Genomic DNA, 21,078 nt, shown 5'->3' with positions numbered 1-21,078 from the left:
AACGACTCTTGACTCCAGCGTGACCGGCTCCAACCCGCACACCGATCCTTCGGACAAGCCACAACCCGGACCCACCACACAGGCTAACCCCCACACCCCGAGAAGGTCTTGACCTAAAGGGGTGCCAATTGAGGGCATTCGGCCGCGCCAGATGATCTCGGCCCATTGATCTTCCGTCGCATGCGTGGGTCGCTGCGAAACGCGCGGGTCGCGGCATTATGGTGCGTTCGTTACGTCTGAGCCGCGGCGGTTTCCAGCTTGTTGCTCTTGGGTTTTGGCCGATCGTGGTGGCGTTTGCATTCGGGGCGTCGTCGACCGTTGTTCGGGGTGACGCCCGTCACCCTCCGCTCCGTGATGCACGCCAGCCGCGAGCAGACGTTCGCGATTCGAGCGGACCGGCCCCCGACTACGGCCGCATCGCGTACCCATTGTCTGCGGCACTGAGACCGCAATCACATAAATACATAGCAATGCGTGAATGTATTCTGAGGAGGTGAGGGGCGATCGAAGAAACCCCGACCGCCACAACGCCAACCGAGGCCGCACCAGGCGACCGAGTGGCTGAGTGACGACGGATGCGAGACAAGGCAGGAAGTGATCGGCATGACCGGCACGTTCGCAACGGGCACGCTAGTACGCCCCCTCGGTCCCCTGGAGAGGCAGGCCGCTACGGTCGGGCACTACGTCGGGTACTCCGTCCGGGTCCGTGGTCGCCTCGCCCCCGAGGTATTGACCGCAGCGTTCGCGGCGTTGGCACGATCGCATCCGGTGCTGTCGTGCCGGATCGTCGACGACCCGGACGGGCGGGCGGTCTTCGTGAAGCCAGCGGCCCCGCCGCTGCTCATCTGGGCCGATCGAAGCGACGAGCCGCTACCCGACCTCGACGGCCGCGCAGCGGTGCTGCATATCGTGCGCGAAAGCACCGATACGGCATGGGTGACACTGCTGACGCACCACTCGGCCGCCGACGGCAGGCACTCGGTGCACCTGCTGGCCGATCTGTGGAACTACTACACCGGCCTGACCGAAGGGCGTGCGGTGCGACCGTGCCGTAGCGACTTTCCCCGATCCCTGGAACAGGTGCTGACCGAACGCGGCATCACCGCCGAGAAGTCCGAACCCGGCGAGCTGCCGCCGCCCAAGCCGCCCATGATCGCCCCCACACTGCGGACAAGCCCGCGTGTCCGGCTGACCGCCGAGCAGACCGCAGCGCTGACCCAGCTCGCCCGCCGAGCCGGGACCACGCTCAACGGCCTGGCGTCCGCGGCGCTGCTGCAGGCCGTGGCCGAGGTCGACGGGCTCGAGATCGATCAGCCGGTCTACGGGTATCCGGTCGATCTCCGTACCCGGCTGACCCCGCCGGTGGGCGACGCCGAGGGAACCAACATCCTCGGTTTGGCCGTATTCGCCGCCACACCCGAGACGGCCACCGACACCGAGACACTCGCCCAGGCGGTGACCGACCAACTCGCCCGCGATCTCGCCACCGGCGAGGTCCAGCGCTACTACCTACGCCACCCGGAGCACAGCCTCGGCATGACCTACCCGCGCTCGGGGATGCCCAGTGCGTCGACGACGAATTGGGGCGTGATCCCGAAGCTGGCCACCCCCGACGGGCTGACCATCGACGATTTCCGTCCCTACCTGGTCACGTACAAACCGGGCGACGTGGACGCACTGGGATGGTCCTATCCCCGCAACAGCTGCATCCTGCATACCTTCGAAGGGCAATTCACCATCGACGTCGTCAGACCCGACACCGGCGCACAACTACTGGCCGACCGAATCCGCGCCAACCTCACCCGCCTCCTCCCGACCGCCTGACTCGCGACCGCGTTGACAGAAATCTGAAATCCATGCGTAATTCCGAGCCGGAGGGTGCCGCGCACTGTATTCGGCATTTTGGCGCGTTCAGCCAGCTGAGATGACTCCGCCAGTTGATGTTCCGCGTTCCGAGCGGACTTCCACGACCGCGCGGAACGCGGCATGTGCGTATGTGGTTCAGGTGTCGGGTGTTCTGGGGAGGATCGCAAGATATTCGTGGCGGTCGCGCCGGAGTGCATCGAGGCCGGGGCACTGTGAGCGTGTCGGTTGCCATGTCAAGCGGATGTCCGGCTCGTGTTCTTCGTTACGCATGCCGTCGGTGCGGTCGGTCTCGATGAAGCCGTGCCGTCGGTAGAACCGTTGCGCTGCGGTATTGACTTGGAAAGTCCACAGTCGCAAGCCCTGTGGTCGGCGCTGCTTGGCCAACTCGACGAGCCGGTCACCCAGGCCGCGGCCACGCCAGGCTGGTTCCAGGTAGAGCTGTTCCAGCTCCTCGCCGTCCAGCACCAGCAGCCCGACTACTGAGCCTGCGGCGACCGCGACCCAGGTCTCGTGGTGCGGGACGACGAGATCGGCGATCCAACGGCGGACCTGCTCGTCGTCGTGGGCGCGGCGGACGGTCGGCAGAGCGGCCGCGAAGGACCGCAGCCACACGTCGGCGATGGCCGATGCGTCGGAGTCTATGGCGCGTCGGAGGACTACCTCATCGCTGTTCATGGTGTTTCACGCGACTGCCGTGGCGTGTGATTCATCGGGGTTGGCAGAGGTGACATCGATGGGTTGCTCCAGCAGTTTGCCCTTGTGGAAGACAGCGCCGTTGCGGACGAGCGTGACCAGGTGATCGGTGACCTTCGCATCGGCCTTGGCCCACGACCCGCCACTGACGGAGTAGAAATCCCGCACCCAATCCATACGGTCGAACTAATCAGAACGCCCGACGAAACGCCACGCCTTTTTGCACGCTCGTCGGCATGAGCGGATGTACATGGAGTCGCTGACCCACCAACGCAGGCCATAGTCGACGACCTGCCCGCCGTAACATCGACAGCCATCTATGGGTGCGATTTTCACGTCCACGTGGACATGAGGTCGGGTCTGTTACCAGGAAACCGGACGTGCCGCCAGCATCGTCGAACAGTCTGCACCGCAGTCGATCTCACCGCTCAGATCGCCCGACCAGCGGCAGTAGCGGACGTTCGAGGCATTTCGAAGTGCACGCGTATGGGCTGTTGCCCGAGTCGACCGGCCCGTACAACGTGGGCACCGGCCGCGACGAGGCCGGCGACCCGTCCATCGCCAAGACCGGCCGCACCGCCGAGGGCCGCGCGCCGGTCTGCGAGAAGGGTGCCTGGGCGGCCTGGACCAGGCTAGTCGTGCAGCCGGAGGTGTTCCAGGACGAGGCCGCGGACGGGTTCGACGTCGGCCAGCAGGCCGTGCCCAGCACCGGGGAGAACCATCGTATGGGCCCCGGCGCGCCGCGCGGCCTCCGCGGCCACCGCCGAATCGTGCACCTCACTCGCCCCGGCCAGTGCGACGAAGGTCGGGACCGGCAGCTGGGTCAGCCCATCCGGCAGGTGCGGATAGACGATCGGCGAGGCCGGGAAGTGTGCGGCTCCGTGCGCGAGCAGATCGAAGTAGGCCTCCACGTGCGCCGGCCCGCTGCCTGGGCCCTCCGGTGCCAGCATCGCGCGGGCGGCCTCGAATGTGGGGTGCGGGTCGCGGTTTCGGCCCAGCTCCTCGAATTCGGGACTGAGCCCGGCGAAGACCAGGGGCGGGGCGAGCAGGACCAGCCGTCGCACCCGTTCGGGATGGGCGAGCGTGAACCGGAGCGCGAGGTGACCGCCCAGGGACTGGCCGCACAGGTCGGCCGCGGGTAGCCCGAGCAGATCGAACGTTTCCGCCAGCCAGTCCACGAGATCGTCCATGCTGGTCAAGGCCGCGCCGGTATGCCGGCTGCGGCCCGGCTCGCCCATGATGTCCACGGCCCGCACGCGATGCTCCTCGGCCAGCGCACCGACGACCGGGTACCACATCCCGGACGTGCCGCCGTATCCGTGCAGCAGGACCAGCGACTGCGCCGCGGCCGGGCCGGCGGAGGTGACCCGCGTCGTTCCGTACCGACCCGGAAGATCTACCGTCTCGACCGGTACCGGCCAGTGGGCCAGCACCGCGTCGTAGGCCCCGAAATATGCTGCCTCCAGCTCAGGGGTGGCGAATGTACTCATCGCATCTCCTTTTGCAAGTCAACTGTATTATGTCAGACGTATGGAAACGAATGGAAAGGGTTCGGGTGCCGAAACAGGTCGACCACCGAGAACGTCGCGAAACCATCGCGCGCGCCCTGTGGCGAGTAGTCGAACAACAAGGTTGGGCCCGCGCAACGATGCGCGAGGTCGCCCGTGAGGCGGATGCTTCCCTGGGGCAGGTCCAGCACTATTTCCGTTCCCGGACAGCGATGCTCGTCTTCGCGATGGAATTCGCTGCCGAACAGACCGCACGGCGCGTCACCCAGGGCCTCGACCGTCTCGGCTCACCTCCGCACCCCCGAGACGTGCTGCGAGTGACGCTCATGGAGATGCTCCCCCTGCACCCGGATGCCCGCGCCACCAGCCGGATGAGCGCCGCCTACACCCTCGAGGCGCTCCACGACCCGGAGCTGCACGAGCAGGCCCGCCTCGGACTCCATGACGGCAGAGCACTCACCGAACGCCTGATCAGGCAGGCGATCGCCGACGGCCACCTCCCCCCGGATCGTGAACCGGCGATCGAGACGAACCTCTTGCTCGCGCTGACCGGCTTCACCCCGCTGCTCGAGTTCGACGTCATCGATCCCGAGGCCGCGCTGGCGGCCATCGATTACTACCTCGACCGCCTCTTCGACTGCACCTAAGGCTCGCCACTCCCGGCGAACCCGACCGCGCGGAGATCACGCAGGTCATGAATCGCGCCCTCGGGCTGGCCGCACCGGCTTGCGTCTCAGATTTCCGAGGCGGGCAGTCGATCTGATCGACGTGCTTGTCCGGCCGGAGGCCGCGCCACGTCGGACGCCGCAGAATCCGCTCGCGGGTCCACGCGGTGAAAGCGACTTCGCCCACGTAACGGGGCTCGACCCACACCACGTCCCGCAGATCCTCGGCACCGGCGTCCGGCGGTGTACCACGCTGGTGCGCTCGCCGATCCGACGGTTCCCGACGTCCTCAATTCGGCATGAGGGGACGTTCGGAAGCCTGAAATGATCTCTGCCCGTTGACCTTTACGGATGCCGCGTGACCGTTCCGAATCGCGCGCCACGCGGCTAGTTAGAAACTGGTATCAGGATCGGGTCCCGGCCAGGATTCGGTCCAGGTGCCCGGTGGGGTGCTCTCACAGCGGCTGCCCACCGTCTTCGCTGGTGTGGCTCTCAAATTGGCTTGCCTCCCACCGGGTGCCGTGCCGGGAGTGGCTCGAAAGGTGGTGTGCCCGCGGCTCGAACTAGCGGTGCCCTCCCGCACGGACACCGCATTGTCGCCGACCACGGGAGCGAAGATGACCGTCATCATCGGGATGGACCCACACAAACGCTCGGCCACCATCGAAGCCATCGACCCGACCGGACGTGTCCTGGCCACCGGCCGATACGCCACCGACAGTGCTGGGTATGCGGAAATGCTCACCGCGGGCAGGCGATTCGCTGATCGGGTGTGGGCGGTGGAAGGCTGTAATGGTATCGGCCGGCATCTGGCGCATCGGCTGGTCCACGACGGAGAGACCGTCATCGACGTGCCGACGAAACTGTCGGCACAAGTGCGAGTGTTCGCCACCGGCAACGGCCGCAAGACCGACCCCGTCGACGCGCATTCGGTCGCGCTCGCGGCCTTGCGTGCACCGAACCTGCGTCGCGTCACCGCTGATCCGGAACTGGTCGCGCTCGGACTTCTCGCCGACCGCCGTGACGGCCTCGGCCGCGCTCGCACCGACACCATCAATCGCCTGCATCGACAGTTGCTCGAACTGATCCCCGGCGGCGCCAAACAGTTCCTGTCCGCCCGCCAAGCCCGCGAGCTGGTCGCGACGATCGCACCGCGTGACCCCGTCGCCCAGGTCCACAAGCGACTGGTCGTGGAATTGATCGAAGAACTGGAAGGCATCGACCGCAAGATCAAAGAAGCCGACAAGGAGTTGCGGCAACTGGTCGCGGCGCGTGGTTCGACGTTGATGGAGTTGCACGGGATCGGACCGTCGTCCGCGGCAAGGCTTCTGGCCGATACCGGCGATATCCACCGGTTCGCCAACCGGGACCGGTTCGCATCCTGGAACGGCACCGCACCCCTGGACGCCTCCTCCGGACAGCAGCAGCGGCATCGGCTTTCCCGCGCAGGCAACCGCAAGATCAACCGGGTGCTCCACATCATGGCCGTGGTCCAACTACGCCACCCCACCGTCGGCCGCGTCTACTACGACGCCCGCCGCAGCGGCGGCAAGACCTCGATGGAAGCACTCCGCGCGCTCAAACGCCGCCTGTCGAATGTCGTTTACGCACAAATGCTTTCCGACCAGCAGCGGCGTGAATGAGCGGGCCCGGGAGGGCAATCGGGAACGACTACTGGCTCCAGCGCGACCGGCTCCAACCCGCACACCGGCCCTTCGGACAAGCCACAACCCGGACCCACCCACCAGGCTAACCCCAACACGCCAACAAGGCCTTGACCTAAAGGGGAGCCATTTGCGGATGTTCCGGCAGGGCGGCGGCGGTGCCCGCCGATGGCGCGCCTCGGTGGCAGGTGACGACCAGGCACGGGGATGGTCAGTGGGAGGTCGAGGTGGCGGTGTTGCAGACCATGGTTCAGAAGCGCCCACGCCCGATAGGTCGTCGGACGTGGCCGCTTCATCGGACTGCTTGCTCTGGAGCTGGTCCTACAGATAACCGATTCTGTAGCCAGTCAGGAAAGACGCTGCATCGATTGCGTCGAAGAACCGCTGACAGGTGTCATCGATGACGGGGCCTGCGGTGTGGTGAACCCTCCGCTGCCTCTGGCATCGGATATGGCAGCGGATCGAGGATCCCTTATGCCTCGAGGAGCTTGAATGACGCCCAGGCATAGGTGCCAGAGATGCCCGGAACATCCGACTGTAGATCGCTATCGCGGTTGGCATGTGCCAGCCAGCGCTTGCCGCTGGTGCTCCAGGTCACCTGGTGCTCCCGCCCGCCGTAATCTGCTTGGAGTCTGAAGGTGTCGCCGAACCACCAGTCGACGTGCCACACAGTGGGTCGCTCCCGCGTCTTCGGGTTGTCCAGGTTGTCGGGAACCAGGCAGATACCGGGGCGGGCGAATCCTGAATCGGCCCGCCAGGTCTGGTAGTCGGCCCAGTTGCACCCCGTTGAGTGGATCAGGTAGTAGCCGCGATCGACGCGCGTGAACCTCACCGGAGTGCCGGTCGGCTCCGATGGAGTGCCGGCCTCATTCGCGAACAGCACCCAGTCCCAGTTGCTGTAAGCCTCGAAGGTCACTCCCCGGCCGGGGTCGTCCCCGAGCACCATGTAGTAGGGGTAATCGGTTTTGATGTCCATCCTTCTATCTCCTTGACAGAGCTTCGATCTCGGACGTTTGTGAAGTACCCGAGACAGGTCTCGCAACACCTCGATAGGCCAACGGATTTCAGCAAGTGTCACCGGCGAGGAAATGGAACATGTTCGCTCGCAATGTATTTGGTGAGCGAGTCGGCCCGGACCGCTGATCGGCGAGCGGCCCTCCGATGTAGTCCCGGAGCGTGCGAGATCGCTGAGCTCAGCCTCCTTCGCGTGAAGCGCACTGATACGGGTCGGTTTCGGGCTCGACCGCGGCACCAACCATCACTCGACATCCTGCGCGGCTTCTCTTATCTAGGGTGCGAGCCCTTTTCGGCGCGAGGGGTGCGCAGAAGGAACATGAACGAGCAAGGCGCGTAACGGTCGGGGCGCAGGTCGCTCCATCCAACGTCTCGGACGGAAGGTCACGACAAGGGGCGATATAAGAGACTCAAACCCGTTACGCAGCAACAGGTTTAGCTAAAGCGGCAATATCCGAGCCCGACCCCGATCCCGGGTGAAGATCATACGGAATTCCCGATCGGAAGCTTCTGCGGACAGTACCGGATGGTTTGCAGCGGCCGAAGCGCATGCCCACCGGGATACCCGCTTCTCGGCATGAGCGGAGGTTCGGAAGCCTGAGGTGATCTCTGCCCGTTGACCTTTACGGATGCCGCGTGACCGTTCCGAATCGCGCGCGACGCGGCAAAGTAGTGCGTTCGCACGACCAGGTCGTCGCTCCATTGCTCGGATTACCTGCGATGGCAGTGGTTCGATGGCCGGACCAAACCGGTGGCCGTGTCCACTGACAAGGCCATCGCTAGCGGGTCCGATGTGTTGGACTGGAAGGGCACCGCTCAAAGCGGCGCGTTGACGATGATCGGTGCAGCCGAGACCTACGGGGCTTCGCCGGTGCCGCGGAGTTCGGTTCTGATGTTTCGTCAAGCCGGTAGTGTTTCGATCTTGAGTCGACGGTCGCGGCATAGAGAGACTGCCCGGGTGGTGGAAGAAGGGCAGCGCAGCGCGACGGCGGTGGCACTGGCGTTGGGGGTGGCGGTGATCGGGATGATCGTCGCCGATGTGCTGGGAAGTTTTCCGTTGTCGTGGTCGCAGCCCGAGCATTGGCATGCGGTCGCGGTTGGGCGTGCGGCGGTGTGTTTCGTGGTCTTCGGTGGGGTCGCGCTCGGGCTGTCGACCGGTGGGGCCGCGCTCGAGCAGGGGCAGTCGCTGGTTTCGGCGCGACTGGCGGTGCTGGTGCGTGCCGGGCTGCTGTTCGTCCTGGGTGGCGCACTCCTCGCCGTAACCGAATCGCAGACCGTGATTTTGGAGAGTTTCGCGGTGCTCGTCGCTCTGGCGATCGGGGTCCTGGGGTGGCGGCCACGACGGCTGCTCATCGCCGCCGCGATCCTCGGGGTGGTCGGACCGCTGGTCGTGGGGTTGTTTCACCCGACACTGGCGGACCGGTCGGAAAGCATTGGCGCGATCCCCTCGCTGGCCCTCACCCACACCTATCCCGTCCTGATCTGGGCGCCCTTCCTCCTCGTCGGTGTCGCGATCGGCCGCACCGATCTGACGGCCTTCCGAACCCGAAACCGCCTGCTGGGCTTCGGATTCGGCGCGGCCATACTGGGTTACGGTGCCATTTGGCTGCTCGGACTCGCCCGGAACGATCCCGAAGCATCCCGGATGGATTCGGACTGGACCGAGATCGTGTCCGAGTGCGTCCTCGACACGGACAGCATCATCGGTGTCGCGATCGGGATGGCCCCGGACCCGGCGCTCGATTCTATGCTCGCGGCCGGACCGTCCTCTCCGGCTACGATATTGGCGATCATCGGGTCGGCGGGGGTGGCCGCGCTGATCCTGGGTCTGGTCCTGGCGGTCCCGCAGGCGTTGTGGCGCTGGCTGGCCCCCGTGACGGCCGTCGGCTCACTGCCGCTCACCGCCTACACCGCGGCCATTCTGGGAACGGCCGGTCTACCACTCGACACGCTGAACCGTTCCATCGTGCTGATCACCGAATTGGCCGTCCTCGCGGTGGGGGCACACCTGTGGCTGCGCGTGGTTGGACGCGGCCCGATCGAATGGCTCATCGATCTCCTGGTGGCCGCCGCCACGCGCATCGCACCGGCCTCACGACCCGGCGAATGAAAAGCTCCGCGCGCGAACGCGATCCAGGCCCGGCGCAGCCTCCGGCCGCCTAACGGTCGGACTGTTCGTCGAACCGCTCGCGTCAGTGGACGATGACCGATCCGGACCAGCCGCCACGCTGGCGGTGGCGCAGTACGCTGGAGCGCCGCGGTGTCGTCTGGCGGGGGTAGGCCCGTCTCGCTCTGATGGGACGAGCGAGAGGGAGACGACATCAAGCCACTCGGCGTCTACACGACCAAGCAGCGCGCACAGGATCGAATTCGCGAAGCGCAGACCCTCCGTGGCTTCCGAGACTACGACGGCCGGGCCGCCGCGGCCCCAGCTGAATCGGTTCAGCATCTGGTCGGAAACACCGTTGGATCCACCGTCCCGCACCCAGGCTCGGCCTCAGCCTGCCGCCGTCAGCGCCCTCCACGCCTTTCGGGAACGCGAGCGGGCCTGCGGCGCGGCGTATTCGATCCGCCGACGCGCCTCGGAGGTACTGATCCGCAGCAAATCGCTCAATAGCTCCGCTGTGTCGCGGTAGCCGGTGTCGGCGGCGAGACCACGGCGCTCCGCCTCGGCGACGGCCGCGACCATGGCCGCACCCAGTCGACGCCGACGGCGTTCGATTTCGACGAGGGTGCGCAACAAATCGACATCGGCCAGTTCCGACCATCTCCGTGCCGGAGCATCCGGTGCCACTGCAGTCGAATGTGTGTTCACCCGAAGCAGCTTACCGCACCATATCGAACCTATGTTCGATAATCGGTCGAGTTGGGTACACCGTGTTCGGGCCGCACCGCGAAAGAGTGTCGGACAAGCCACCATCAGAAGCACTCGACGACGCGTTGCGACGACCGCCTGAAACCGCAGGCCATACCGGACGTTCAGCGCCGCAGCCGATCTCGCGGCGAGCACCGCCCGCCCGGCGGCCACTACGGAGAGTGGGGTGCCATGCCTGGCGGCTGTCCGGACCGGGGGACGGACGACGTCACGCAGGGGCGCCGAGCGGCGGGTGCTCGAGCACGCGGGGCTTGTACTCGACCAGCTGGATGCGGCCGTCGAAGGTGCGGTGCTCGATCATCTCGAGGGCGACGTCGGGATAGCCGTCATAGATGCGTTCTGCGCCCGTGGCACCGGTGATCACCGGGAACATCACGACCCGGAAGCGGTCGACGAGTCCGGCTCGCAGCAGGGACCGGCACAGGCTCAGGCTGCCGATCGTGCTGAGGAGCCCCGAGCCACTCGATTTCATGGCGCGGACCGCCTCGACGGCGTCGTCGCGGACGAGCGTGGAGTTGGCCCACGTCAGTGGCTCCTCGAGTGAGGAGGAGAACACCACCTTGGACGCTTGCGTCAGCTCGTCGACGGACGCCTCTTCTTCGGGCCTGAACTCGTCTTGGCCACTCGGGACCTCGCCGGCGGCGAAGCCCGACATCAGGCGGTAGGTGTTCGCTCCCATCAGGTAGGTGGCCTCGGGCTGCTCGCCGAGCCAAGCGAGGTACTCCGGGCCCTCGAGGCCCCAGAACCCGGGCCATCCCTCTCCCGATGCGTAGCCGTCGAGAGAGGTGATGAAGTCGACGAGAAGCTCCGACATGGCACTGTCCTTTCCAAAGGGGTCACGAGCTTCGACCGGCCGGAAGCCACAAACTCATCGGCCGCGCCGTGGGATAACGAGCAAACCCATGACGCGGCGGCCGATCGTCTCGCCCGAGGAGTGGGAGCCAACGTGGCAAGCGCTGTTGACCGAAGAGACGTCGAGACGCTGACCGTGCCGATCCGGGGGCCGAATCGTGCAGCGCTGAAGGGACAGCGGGCCGTCACTCCCCGGCAGTCCACGCGCCCAGCCCGCCCCGCGTAAGGGAAACTGAAAATCCAAATTACCAATTGATGCTATCCTTTAGCTACTAGACAGCTACGGCGATCAGGAGTGACATCCATGCCCACGAAGAAGCTAGCCATAGCCCTGCTCAGCGGATCCATCGCACTTGCGACACCCTCAACGCTGTCGGCTCCCGCCCAGGCCGCACCAGCAGCCACCGCCCAGCAAGCGCAGGACGCCTGTATCGACTTTCTGCTGCGTACGATTCGCGCGATGCCCGCAGGCACCCATCTGGACATCGAGAATCCAGACAAGCCGAAGTCGCCGAGAAGGACGGCCCAGGTACCGCCGGTGGGCTGGCTCGGCAGCAGTGACGGCGGCGCCTTCCCGGTACCCCGCAGATACTGGCTCGACTTCTGGTTGCTGGGCTACCCCACGGGACCCCAGGACGCCGCCTTCGCCGACGTCGCCGACATCTGGAACCACTTCGGCTGGCGAGTCACCGCGGGGACGAACGAGGTGGGCGACTCCACCCTCGAGGCGGCCCTCCCCGACGGCTACACACTCGACGCGGTCCGAACCTTGGACCACACCGGGATCACTTTGGGATGCTCCTCGAACCCATTTCCCGGCTGGGCTACCCAGCACACCCCATCCCCCACCCGCCTCGAGCAATGATCGACTCGCGAGGTCACTCGCGGATGCACCCTACTGCCGCAAGCCAGCTCACCAGCTGTTCTTGAGATACGAGCCGCCGCTCGCGTCCTCGGACTGCTGCTGCGCTCGTCGCTCCGCCTCCAGTCGCGCGGAATTCGCCTCGGCGAAAACTCGTGCGGACTGCACCTGGGGGTCGGCGAAAAGCTCTCGGGTCGCCTCGGCCACCTTGGGCTCGATATCCCGCAGGGCGGCTCGGTATGCGGCGACGATCGTTTCGCCGCCGGGGACATCGACGGAGATCAGGCGGTTCTCGGCGTCGACCTCCACGGTCACGCCGTCGACGGTGCCGCTCCCGCGGATCTGCTCCAGCTCGTACTGGGCGCGCTGGACCTTCAAACCCAGCTCGTCGTATTGGCTTGCCACCTCATCCCCCCGCCGAGGCCTGGAATACCAAAATCGGCCGGTCGCGATGCAGATATCCGGTCGCGCTGCCGTCCCATTGCTCGGAACCGCCGAGCACGGCGTCGAATTCGGCCCCGGACAGGTATGGGCCGCTGGGCACGGCGGATCGCAGGGCGTCGTGGAGCGCGGGCGGATCCGCGGGTTCCGTTGGCGTGTAACGACTTCGCAGGGCGGCCGCCGTCTCCGGCTCGAGCTCGACTATCGCGTCGAGCCAGTAGGTGCTGGGCCCCGGAGCCCTGCCGGAAGAGTTGTCCCAGGTGACCCACGAGACGGCTACCGGCCTGCCGATGAGCGGGAAGTTCTTCATCAAGGGTTCGGGGTCGTGGCGGACGGCACCGGCCGCTGGGCTCGATTCGCCGTGTCGTTCCGGATCGAGTGTGAGAACGTTGCAGCCGAGGGTCGCGAGCACGGCGGCCTGGGCCAGCAGTGCGCCGCACACTCGGGTCAGCGGCCTCACTTGTACCCCACCCGGCCGGTGTCCCGATCGTTGTCCGGGGCTCGCTTGCCGTCACCCGAATGTCTGTTGTCCGTTCGATCCTCCCGGCCCTGATTCCGTTGCGGGTCCGAGGTGTCGCCGCTCCCAGCCGCCGGGGGATGGCCCATCTCCCAGGACACGGTCCTTTTCAAACTGCCGTGCGATTCGAACGGCTTGGCCCACCCGATCTCGGCGAATCGCCCATTCTGCTTATCGGATATTCCGGTCGCGATATCGTTCTCCCCCTTGTTGAAGTTGTAGTAGTCCCTGGCCTCGACGGTGACGTCCATGACGACCCGGTTACCCTCGACCCGAACGTTGGAGTAACTCCATTGGTGGTGTCTGCCAATGGTCTTCTGCCAGTTCTCGGTCGCCGGATTCTTATCGACGTCGGTCCGGGCGCCGGTCATCTGGAAATTCTTGTTTCCGGCCTGCGCGAACTGGTCGGCCGCGGCGATCGCCCTACCGATCTCCTGGTCGATAGCATTCTTGATGACCGAATCCTCGCGGTACGCCTCGCTGAGGTCGAACTCCATGGGTTTGCCATTGTTCTCCCAGTAGTGGCGATACATCATGGTCGCGTCGTCGAGCCCGGTGAATGCCTCGGCACCCGACAACTTCGCCTGCCACTTCAACATGCTCAGGTAGTCGCCGAAATTGGCGTCCTTCGTGTTGTACGGAAACGTATCGTCATGCGGAATACCCGGCCGCTCCGGCATACCGAGCGCATAGCGGCCATCCTTCGACCGCATCGGCGTCGTCGGCGCCTTCTCCAGCACGCGCAGGAATTTCACCCCCTGCTTCAGCATCGTCGCGGCCTGCTTCTCGCCATTGGCGAAGTTCTTCAACTGCTCCTTGATCCGGGCCTCGACGAAGGCGGCCTGCTCGTTGAGCCGCTGCTGCATGACGCGGCAAACGAGCGGATTCTGCCCGCAATTGGGGAAGGTGGCCGGCGTGACGGAGCCGTCGTCGGCGACCTTCATACCGGCCCCCGCCGCCTCCTTGTCGACGATGTTCAACAGCGTGGTTCTCGTCTGGTCCAACTGTTTGCCGTACAGGTTGAGATAGCCCGCGACGGCGACCACGACCTCGTCGATATTGGTGGCCGACATGCGCTCACCCAGGGCGCGCGCCGACGCGGCCGTCGCGCCCTTCCCGCGCCAGCCCTGCGCGACCTTGTCGACGTCGCGGCCCATCTGCGAGACACGTCCGGCGAAGTTCTTGCTCTGGCCGAGCAGTTGGGAAGCGAAGCTCACCATTGTCGATGGGGCACACCCGCGAACATGACCGACCGACGTCACGACGGCTTCTCACTCTGCAAGCGCCGGAAGTGGCCGACGAAAGCCCGCTCGAAGTCGTCGTATTCCTTCGCGCCCGATTGCGTCGCCTGGGACATCTGGCGAATGTTCTTGCCCAGGGCGCGAAATGCCGCCTGCGCCGCCTTGCCGACCTCGTCGACGGCGCCGTGAACCGGCGAGCCCGGCATCGTGACGTCGGGCTCGACCTTCAACCCGTCGATGGCATCCGCATGCCCCGCCAAGGCCTTCCCCAGCCCGCGCAGCGCATCGGAGTCGGCCTGCACTATCTCACTCATGAATCTCTCTCCACACCAGAGTGTGCCGGATCCCACAATTCAAGCCACCACTCTCGGGATCCGGCAGCCCCTGAAACTGCGGTCTCCTGTCCGCGGTGATACTCCCTGCGCGCCAACATCTTTGCCACCCCATCGTGAGGCTCCGGCGGTTGGCACTACGCCGTTGTCCGCTGTCGAGGCACGCACACAAATGATGGTTCGACACAGCTGCGGTAGCCAGTAGATTGCTCAAAAGTCTTGCACTCGAGATGTTTTCGAGTCGATCGACGGGGGTACGCTGCCGGTGTCGACGTCGATCGAGCAGGCAAGACCTCATACGTATGACCTGCAGACTCGCACCACCCTGCAGATGGGGCTTCTTGCCCGCATCACGCTCCACCCATTCGCATCGCGCGTACGCGAATGCCAGGAACAAACGACAGAAAGGAAGAAGAACCATGCTTCTCCCCGGTGTTGGAAGTCTCCTCGGTCTCGCCGTCGCTTCGGTCGTCGGCTTCGTTGGCATTGCGCTGGGCGCAATCATCGCCGCGCTTTAACGTAGTAGCAAGGAATGCGGACCGGAGGCCTGGGCCCAAGGCCCCGGCCCGCATTACCGTCCCCTAGCCGATAGCGGGCATCGGCAGCGAAGCGCCCCGCGGTCCCAATTCTTCCGATCCACCCGAACATTCGCGATTGCCGCTAATCGGGCATTGGTCGGCTGCTCGGATCACTTGCCGGGCAACACTTCCCAGCACACCCAAATGCCGAATTAGGGTGTGCGGTAAGCTCTCGACCCCAGAGGTTGCTCCTCCGCTTGTAGCGATCCATCTACCCGCCGCCCTACCGTGCGGAAGGTAGACGGAGGGCGTCGGGGCAGCCGTTCGCAGGCAAGGCGGGCCGCGAGGGTTCTGTACGCGGGCCCTGAAACCAGCACAACCCGGTTACCTCTAGGAGCCCGTTCGTGTCCGCATACCTCTATCGGTGGGGGAAGTTCGCCTTCCGCCGCAAATGGATGGTTCTGCCGGTGTGGTTCGTCTTCCTCGGAGTGCTCGGCACCGCGGGCGGTTTGCTGAGTAAGCCGATGAGTGACGAGTTCAGCATGCCGTCGCTGCCGTCGGAACGCGCCACCGAGATACTGGACAGGCAGTTCCCCGGCATGTCCGAACAGTTCGGTATCCACGCCGTCAGCGGTGCCTATGTCATCAAGGCACCCGAGGGTACGAAGCTGACCGACAAGAAGAACAGCGCCGCCATCGACGCGCTGATCGCAGACCTGAAGGCGCTGTCGGTCGAAGGCGGCAAGCGTCGGCTCGTCACCGACAGGGACGCCGCGGCATTGAAGAACCCCGTCGACGCCACCAAGGCGATGGGCTGTCTGACCACAGCCGACCCGACCGTGTGCTCCGGCGCCCCGCTCAATGTGTTGAACAAGGACGCTCCGGCCACCGTCGCCGTGCTTTCGGTGCCGTTCGACATCGCCTCGCCGATGGAGATCAGCGACGAAGCGCGGCACGCCGCCCATGACGTGGCCGTCGCCGCCCGCGAGCGGGGATTGACCGTCGAGTTGGGTGGGGCCATCGCGCACGAGCAGGAGCAGCCGAGCGGCCGAGCCGAGATGATCGGCATGGGCGTGGCACTGGTCGTCATGGTGATCGCCTTCGGCGCCATCGTGGCGGCCTTCGTGCCGATCATCACCGCCATCGTCGGCCTGGGCGCCGCCATGCTGGTGATTTCGCTGAGCACCTCGGTCATCGAGGTGCCGAGCTTCACGACGTTCCTGGCATCGATGATCGGTATCGCGCTGTCCATCGATTACGCCCTGTTCATCGTGTCCCGCTACAAGCACGAACTGCGCGTAGCGGGAAGTCCCGAAGAAGCCGCTGGCGTCGCGGTCGGCACCGCCGGATCCGCGGTGGTGTTCGCCGGTCTCACCGTGATCGTCGCCCTGAGTGCGCTGAGCGTCGTCGGAGTGAACTTCCTGACCTTCATGGGTCTCGGTGGCGCCATTGCGGCCTTCTTCGCCGTCCTCACCGCCATCACCGTGATGCCCGCCCTGCTCGGCGTCTTCGGCCGCTTGCTGTTCAGGCCGAAGATGCCGTTGGTCGCCCGGCACGATCCGGAGGACGACGCCTCCGTCACCAACGGCATGCGGGTGGCTCGCCGGATCGGTAAAAGGCCATGGGTCGCACTGGTATTCGCCGTCGCCGCACTGGCAACACTGGCCACCCCCGCGCTCGAGTTGCAGTTGGGCCTGCCGGGCGCGGACAGCTTCCCGGTCGACTCCACCGTCCGGCGTGCCTACGACATCCGGACGGCGGGCTTCGGCGAGGGCAGCAACGGCATCCTGACCGTCGCCGTCGACCTCGAGACGGTGCCGGAGAATGAGCGCAAAACCGCGGTCACCGCGCTGCGCGACCGGCTCGCCGAGTTCCCGGAGATGGATTACGTCACCGTGCCACAGTTCAGTGCGAACGGACTCGGCGCCATTCTCAGCGGAGTCCCGAAGTCGGGGCCGAACGATCAGGTCACCAAGGACCTGGTGCGCGACGCCCGCGACGCCGAGGGCGAACTGAGCCAGCGGTACGGCATCGAATACGGCATCACCGGTACCACCGCCATCTACGCCGATATGGACCACGTCCTGCTCGGCAAGATCGTTCCCTATCTGGCGATCGTGGCCGGTGCGGCCTTCGTACTGTTGATCCTGGTATTCCGGTCCATCCTTGTTCCGCTCACCGCGGCCGTGGGTTTTCTGCTCTCCATGGCGGCGACCTTCGGCGCCACCGTCTTGATCTTCCAGGAAGGCACTTTCGGGCTGATTTCCGATCCGCGGCCGATCGTCAGCTTCCTGCCGATCATGTTGATCGGGTTGGTGTTCGGTCTCGCCATGGACTATCAGGTGTTCCTGGTGACCCGAATGCGCGAGGAATACGTGCACGGTAGGTCGCCGAAGGACGCCATGATCCTTGGCTATCACCACGGCGCCCGTGTGGTCACCTCGGCGGCGATCATCATGATCTCGGTGTTCGGCTCCTTCCTGCTGGAGTCCGACGCCACCGCGAAGTCCATGGGCTTCGCGCTGGCCGCCGGTGTCGCCATCGATGCCTTCGTGGTGCGCATGGTGCTGGTTCCGGCTCTGCTGGTGATCATGGGCAAATGGTCCTGGTGGATGCCGAAGTGGCTCGACCGCATCCTGCCGAATATCGACGTCGAGGGCGTGAAGCTGCGACAGTCACGGCGGCCGCGGTCCGATCACGACGAGCCCGAGCCGGTCGTCGCCGCGCACTCCGTGTCTGCGGTGTTGGAGCTCTCGGCGCAGGCCAGCGCGGGGCGTATCGGGGAGCGAATCTCGGGTCCCGCAGCGAGTGGCGTCCCATCCGCGACCACGAACAACGGTGGGACGCACCGGATGTCGGGCCTGGCGGCCGGACCTGCCGTCACCTCGGCGGGTGGCCGGACGATCGGTGGCCGCGTTCGCCGTGACGACGGGCACCCGGTGGCGGCCGCGGCGTTGACACTGATCGACCAGGGCGGACATCAGGTTTCGCGGGCGACCGGCGACGACGGCGGCGCCTACACCATCGAGCCGCCCGCGCCGGGAAGCTATGTCCTCATCGTCTCGGCGCAGGGGCATCAACCGACCGCGGTGAATGTCACCGCCGTGGACGGCGGCGCACAGCGTTTCGACGTCACGCTGCGGCGGTCCGGCGAGTTGTCCGGCGTGGTGCGCACCTCCGCGCGCGAACCGGTGGCCGGCGCCACGGTCACCGTGGCCGACCTGCGTGGGGAGGTGGTCGATGTGGCGGTGACCGCGGCGGACGGCGCGTACGCCTGCCACGGCGTGGCGGCCGGAACCTACACGTTGGTGGCGGTCGCCGCTCGAATGCGCCCCACCGCAACGACACTCACCGTGCCGGACGGCGGCTCGTCGCGTTTCGACGTCGAGTTGGCGCCCATGGCGACATTGTGTGGAACGGTGCGCGCCGACGGCCGAGCGGTGCGCGATGCCCGAGTCACCGTGCTCGACTGGTCCGGCGCGACCGTCGCTACCGCCCACACCGACGAGAACGGCCGCTACGCGGTGGCCGATCTGCCCGAAGGCGAGTACACCGTCGTGGCGCGCGGTTACCCACTGGTGACCGCGCAGGTGACCGTCAGCGGCAGCCGAGTCGACCACGACGTACGGCTGGGCTTCGACGTCGACGAACACGTGGAGCTGTCATAAGCGACTGGCACCCGGGTCGGAAACCAGGCCGATCGCGGCAGCCGGCCGAAGGCGATTCGCGGGGCAGCTGCTGCGGCGGCGCCGCAGCAGCCGTCCCCTCCCTTGCCCGACGAAACCACACTCCCGCGGTAGCGGGTTCCGTCACGGAAAGGCTAGTCAACGCGGCATTTTCGGCGGAACCGGTTTTGCGTAGCCGTTTTTGCGCAGCAGAGCGCGCAGGCGAGCGAGGAGCGCTGCTAGTGCGAACCGGGGGATCGTCTGTGGGGCTTCGGTCGGGGCTGTGCCTGGTCGGTCGAGCGAGCCTGGAGTTTCAGCTCGCCGGGCTGGATGCCGAACCGAGCGGCGAAGGAGGCCCTGAATCCGCTCAGGGAGTTGTAGCCGGACGATGTCGCGACGTCGACGATCGCCTGGGTGTTGTCCGGATCGGCGAGCCGCTCGTACGCCCGCCGCAGCCGGGTTTCGCGCAGTTGCTCACCGGGCGTCGTCCCGCTGACGGTTTTCATCGCTATCTCGAGCTGGCGTCGTGAACATCCGAGGCTGTCGGCCAGGGTCTGCACCGACAGCCGCGGGTCGTCGCTGTACAGGTCGATGCGCCGACACGCGTCCGCCGCGATTCTGGCGTACACATCCAGCTGCGGCGCCCGTCGCTCGTCCAGCGCCCCCGCGACGAGATCGACAAGCGCTCTGCTGATCGCGATGAACTCCGCCCCCTCCAACTCCAGGCGTTCGGCGGCGAGGTTGTCGGCGAGCAGCCGGACCGTTCGCAAGACGGCGTTCTGCGGCCGTAAACCCAACCGGCCGTGGGGATCACGGGCAGGGGGCAGTGCGTAGGAGGGAATACTGAGCAGGTAGCCGTGAAAGCCGTCGTCGTAAGACACCCGCGCACCCTGGCAATAACGGACGACACCCATGTGGCCGGGACCCAATTCCGCGGCATGGTCGGACTGGAGCAACCGGATCCGCCCGTTGAGCGCGATGTAGAGCCCGGCGCTGTCGTCGCCGTCCGACGCGGCGGCTTTGTCGCTGCGATCGTAGGTGACGGCGCCGGAGGCGAACTCGATCAGCTGAAGCTGATCGGGATCCCTGTCCCACCTGGCCAGAGCCCGCTGCGTCCAGGTTTTTCCCCAGAACCCCCTCGGGGAGCCGAACCGCGTCGTGGTGGTACCCAGGCCACAACCGACCATGCCGCACCAGATATCGGTCCGGTCGACCGCGGAATACTCCTCGCCCAGGGAAGCCCGGCAGACGTCGTAGGACAAGCTCAGGTCCTGCGACCACGGCACCACCACCATCGCGCCCACCCCTCACTGTCTGCGCGCCAGCCGTCCAGTAATCGTAAGCGACACAGGAGCTCTCATCGCCGGTAAGCGATCGCGATCGCGTCGGCAGGCGCTAATTCGATGGCCCACCCCGGCGTGGTCTCGTTATGTTGTCGCGGTGGTGGGGAATCGCGGCGCACACGACGCGGAACGAATCTTTCGCCGGATCTGGCCGACCGCTGCCGTCGAGTCCGTGATCGCACGGACCGGCGGCGAGCTCAGGTCGGTCTACGAGGTGCGCAGCGACGTGCCCCGGTGATCCAAGGGCTATGCCGAGCAGTGGCGCTGGAAGCTGGACAAGCCGTCCGCGCTGAGAGTTGCTCGCGAACATCCGGCCGGACGGTGCGAGCCGCCGAGGCACGATCCATTGGCAGCATATTTGCGAATATCGTCTTGACTGCCACTTTTGGCAGTAAGTAAACGATGGCAAATTTACTGCCATGGGAATCCGCATCCTGGCAATCGTGGCGGTCCTCGCCGCCGTCCCCCTGTGCGCAGCGCTCGGCACGGCTCGCTACCACACGGCCCAACGGGAGATCCGCGCCGAGAACGCGTCGAAAACCCAAGTGTCAGCGCTGATTACCAGTGCCCCGAAACCGGTGACGTGGTCCAACGCCAACGGCGCGTACCACCGCCACTACGAGGCCACCGTGCGCTGGGACCGCGAGGGCAGGCACGGAAAGGCCACCGCCGAGGTCGATTCCACCGCCCGACTCGGTGACGACCTCGCCCTGTGGCTCGGGCCCGACGGTCGGCCGAGCGGCCCACCGCAGCCCGCGAGCGCGGCCGTCTGGCGCGGGATCGGGCTCGGAGTGGGTGCCCTGGCCCAAATCTTGGTCACGGTCCTGACGGCGACCTGGCTGACCACCTGGTTGCTGACCCGACGGCGCGAGGCCGGACAGCAGCGATGACACGCGGATCCGGCACCGCGCTGTCCCGCCTGGACTCGAACCAGGAACCTGCGGAACCAAACTCCGCCGTGCTACCCATTGCACCACGGGACAATTCAGCGACTCTACGAGTCGGCGGCATGGTCGCGCACC

18 protein-coding genes, 1 tRNA gene and 2 pseudogenes are annotated in these 21,078 nt (G+C 66.1%); 8 read left to right on the top strand and 13 right to left on the bottom strand.

The genetic code is table 11. The annotated features are described in order from the left end of the window. Positions 1–750: 750 nt before the first annotated feature. Entirely contained in the window at positions 751–1,824 is a 1,074-nt protein-coding gene (locus NDR87_RS30020; RefSeq protein WP_251916886.1) for a hypothetical protein, read from the top strand. 177 nt (positions 1,825–2,001) lie between these two features. On the opposite strand, the gene NDR87_RS30015 is transcribed toward NDR87_RS30020, so the two are convergent. From NDR87_RS30015 to NDR87_RS30005, 3 genes are all read right to left on the bottom strand, one after another. Then, positions 2,002–2,541, bottom strand: coding sequence for a GNAT family N-acetyltransferase (locus NDR87_RS30015; protein ID WP_251916887.1), 540 nt, complete (start codon positions 2,539–2,541; stop codon positions 2,002–2,004). A 6-nt stretch (positions 2,542–2,547) separates the two neighbouring features. Beyond that, positions 2,548–2,736 carry a hypothetical protein gene (locus NDR87_RS30010; RefSeq protein ID WP_251917123.1) on the bottom strand — a complete coding sequence of 63 codons (189 nt, stop codon included), beginning with the start codon at positions 2,734–2,736 and terminating at the stop codon, positions 2,548–2,550. A gap of 455 nt (positions 2,737–3,191) precedes the next feature. After that, positions 3,192–4,049, bottom strand: a complete 858-nt coding sequence (locus tag NDR87_RS30005) for an alpha/beta hydrolase (protein ID WP_251916889.1) — start codon at positions 4,047–4,049, stop codon at positions 3,192–3,194. A 29-nt stretch (positions 4,050–4,078) separates the two neighbouring features. Here NDR87_RS30005 and NDR87_RS30000 point away from each other — a divergent pair, with 29 nt between their 5' ends. After that, positions 4,079–4,714 carry a TetR family transcriptional regulator C-terminal domain-containing protein gene (locus NDR87_RS30000; protein ID WP_308212170.1) on the top strand — a complete coding sequence of 212 codons (636 nt, stop codon included), beginning with the start codon at positions 4,079–4,081 and terminating at the stop codon, positions 4,712–4,714. On the opposite strand, the pseudogene NDR87_RS29995 reads toward NDR87_RS30000, so the two are convergent. Continuing rightward, positions 4,647–4,970 (bottom strand): annotated as a pseudogene (locus NDR87_RS29995) (hypothetical protein); the annotation flags it as partial. The gene NDR87_RS30000 and the pseudogene NDR87_RS29995 sit on opposite strands and share 68 nt — an antisense overlap. 379 nt (positions 4,971–5,349) lie before the next feature. On the opposite strand from NDR87_RS29995, the gene NDR87_RS29990 reads away from it, so the two are divergent. Continuing rightward, positions 5,350–6,375, top strand: a complete 1,026-nt coding sequence (locus NDR87_RS29990) for an IS110 family transposase (protein WP_308212168.1) — start codon at positions 5,350–5,352, stop codon at positions 6,373–6,375. A 493-nt stretch (positions 6,376–6,868) separates the two neighbouring features. Here the strand turns inward: NDR87_RS29990 and NDR87_RS29985 are convergent, their stop codons facing one another. Further along, complete coding sequence (locus tag NDR87_RS29985) at positions 6,869–7,372, bottom strand: hypothetical protein (protein WP_251916893.1); 504 nt, start codon at positions 7,370–7,372, stop codon at positions 6,869–6,871. A gap of 996 nt (positions 7,373–8,368) precedes the next feature. Between NDR87_RS29985 and NDR87_RS29980 the strand changes: the two genes are divergently transcribed. Continuing rightward, positions 8,369–9,520 carry a DUF418 domain-containing protein gene (locus tag NDR87_RS29980; RefSeq protein ID WP_251916895.1) on the top strand — a complete coding sequence of 384 codons (1,152 nt, stop codon included), beginning with the start codon at positions 8,369–8,371 and terminating at the stop codon, positions 9,518–9,520. A gap of 387 nt (positions 9,521–9,907) precedes the next feature. On the opposite strand, the gene NDR87_RS29975 is transcribed toward NDR87_RS29980, so the two are convergent. Both NDR87_RS29975 and NDR87_RS29970 read right to left on the bottom strand, forming a co-directional pair. Then, positions 9,908–10,204, bottom strand: coding sequence for a DUF222 domain-containing protein (locus NDR87_RS29975; protein WP_251916896.1), 297 nt, complete (start codon positions 10,202–10,204; stop codon positions 9,908–9,910). 289 nt (positions 10,205–10,493) lie between these two features. Beyond that, positions 10,494–11,099, bottom strand: coding sequence for a dihydrofolate reductase family protein (locus tag NDR87_RS29970; protein ID WP_251916898.1), 606 nt, complete (start codon positions 11,097–11,099; stop codon positions 10,494–10,496). A 342-nt stretch (positions 11,100–11,441) separates the two neighbouring features. Here NDR87_RS29970 and NDR87_RS29965 point away from each other — a divergent pair, with 342 nt between their 5' ends. Next, entirely contained in the window at positions 11,442–12,002 is a 561-nt protein-coding gene (locus tag NDR87_RS29965) for a hypothetical protein (RefSeq protein WP_251916900.1), read from the top strand. Between the two features lie 48 nt (positions 12,003–12,050). Here NDR87_RS29965 and NDR87_RS29960 read toward each other — a convergent pair whose 3' ends face one another. Genes NDR87_RS29960 through NDR87_RS29945 form a run of 4 tightly spaced genes read right to left on the bottom strand, consistent with a single transcriptional unit; the run spans position 12,051 to position 14,512 of the window. Further along, on the bottom strand, positions 12,051–12,404 hold the full coding sequence (locus NDR87_RS29960; protein WP_251916902.1) for a YbaB/EbfC family nucleoid-associated protein: 354 nt from the start codon (positions 12,402–12,404) through the stop codon (positions 12,051–12,053). A gap of 1 nt (position 12,405) precedes the next feature. Beyond that, positions 12,406–12,900 (bottom strand): hypothetical protein, encoded by a 495-nt coding sequence (locus NDR87_RS29955; protein WP_251916904.1) that lies wholly within the window; start codon positions 12,898–12,900, stop codon positions 12,406–12,408. Next, positions 12,897–14,177 carry a hypothetical protein gene (locus NDR87_RS29950; RefSeq protein ID WP_251916906.1) on the bottom strand — a complete coding sequence of 427 codons (1,281 nt, stop codon included), beginning with the start codon at positions 14,175–14,177 and terminating at the stop codon, positions 12,897–12,899. Before NDR87_RS29950 ends, NDR87_RS29955 begins: the two co-directional genes overlap by 4 nt. 38 nt (positions 14,178–14,215) lie before the next feature. Beyond that, on the bottom strand, positions 14,216–14,512 hold the full coding sequence (locus tag NDR87_RS29945; protein ID WP_251916908.1) for a hypothetical protein: 297 nt from the start codon (positions 14,510–14,512) through the stop codon (positions 14,216–14,218). A 940-nt stretch (positions 14,513–15,452) separates the two neighbouring features. Between NDR87_RS29945 and NDR87_RS29940 the strand changes: the two are divergent. Further along, positions 15,453–17,765, top strand: a pseudogene (locus tag NDR87_RS29940) (MMPL family transporter); the annotation flags it as partial. 135 nt (positions 17,766–17,900) lie between these two features. After that, the gene (locus tag NDR87_RS37940; RefSeq protein ID WP_251917100.1) at positions 17,901–18,716 is read left to right on the top strand and encodes a carboxypeptidase-like regulatory domain-containing protein; all 816 of its coding nucleotides are present in this window, start codon (positions 17,901–17,903) and stop codon (positions 18,714–18,716) included. Between the two features lie 236 nt (positions 18,717–18,952). Here NDR87_RS37940 and NDR87_RS29930 read toward each other — a convergent pair whose 3' ends face one another. Continuing rightward, positions 18,953–20,008, bottom strand: coding sequence for an AraC family transcriptional regulator (locus NDR87_RS29930; RefSeq protein WP_251916910.1), 1,056 nt, complete (start codon positions 20,006–20,008; stop codon positions 18,953–18,955). Between the two features lie 467 nt (positions 20,009–20,475). On the opposite strand from NDR87_RS29930, the gene NDR87_RS29925 reads away from it, so the two are divergent. Further along, positions 20,476–20,946: a hypothetical protein gene (locus tag NDR87_RS29925; protein ID WP_251916912.1), complete on the top strand. Its 471-nt coding sequence runs from the start codon at positions 20,476–20,478 to the stop codon at positions 20,944–20,946. Between the two features lie 20 nt (positions 20,947–20,966). Here NDR87_RS29925 and NDR87_RS29920 read toward each other — a convergent pair. Further along, positions 20,967–21,039 (bottom strand) — tRNA-Gln (locus tag NDR87_RS29920). Between the last annotated feature and the right edge of the window lie 39 nt (positions 21,040–21,078).

This window comes from Nocardia sp. CDC159, assembly GCF_023740735.1.
Classification (GTDB): domain Bacteria; phylum Actinomycetota; class Actinomycetes; order Mycobacteriales; family Mycobacteriaceae; genus Nocardia; species Nocardia pulmonis.
This window is presented reverse-complemented; position numbering and strand designations above follow the sequence as displayed.

Excerpts from the sequence above, each read along its gene's own strand:
- NDR87_RS29985 (WP_251916893.1), bottom strand. The coding sequence starts at position 7,372 with ATGGACATCAAAACCGATTACCCCTACTACATGGTGCTCGGGGACGAC.
- NDR87_RS30015 (WP_251916887.1), bottom strand. The coding sequence starts at position 2,541 with ATGAACAGCGATGAGGTAGTCCTCCGACGCGCCATAGACTCCGACGCA.
- NDR87_RS29925 (WP_251916912.1), top strand. The coding sequence starts at position 20,476 with ATGGGAATCCGCATCCTGGCAATCGTGGCGGTCCTCGCCGCCGTCCCC.
- NDR87_RS29930 (WP_251916910.1), bottom strand. The coding sequence starts at position 20,008 with ATGGTGGTGGTGCCGTGGTCGCAGGACCTGAGCTTGTCCTACGACGTC.
- NDR87_RS29970 (WP_251916898.1), bottom strand. The coding sequence starts at position 11,099 with ATGTCGGAGCTTCTCGTCGACTTCATCACCTCTCTCGACGGCTACGCA.
- NDR87_RS29945 (WP_251916908.1), bottom strand. The coding sequence starts at position 14,512 with ATGAGTGAGATAGTGCAGGCCGACTCCGATGCGCTGCGCGGGCTGGGG.
- NDR87_RS29950 (WP_251916906.1), bottom strand. The coding sequence starts at position 14,177 with ATGGTGAGCTTCGCTTCCCAACTGCTCGGCCAGAGCAAGAACTTCGCC.
- NDR87_RS37940 (WP_251917100.1), top strand. The coding sequence starts at position 17,901 with ATGTCGGGCCTGGCGGCCGGACCTGCCGTCACCTCGGCGGGTGGCCGG.
- NDR87_RS30000 (WP_308212170.1), top strand. The coding sequence starts at position 4,079 with ATGTCAGACGTATGGAAACGAATGGAAAGGGTTCGGGTGCCGAAACAG.
- NDR87_RS29965 (WP_251916900.1), top strand. The coding sequence starts at position 11,442 with ATGCCCACGAAGAAGCTAGCCATAGCCCTGCTCAGCGGATCCATCGCA.
- NDR87_RS30010 (WP_251917123.1), bottom strand. The coding sequence starts at position 2,736 with ATGGATTGGGTGCGGGATTTCTACTCCGTCAGTGGCGGGTCGTGGGCC.
- NDR87_RS29990 (WP_308212168.1), top strand. The coding sequence starts at position 5,350 with ATGACCGTCATCATCGGGATGGACCCACACAAACGCTCGGCCACCATC.
- NDR87_RS30005 (WP_251916889.1), bottom strand. The coding sequence starts at position 4,049 with ATGAGTACATTCGCCACCCCTGAGCTGGAGGCAGCATATTTCGGGGCC.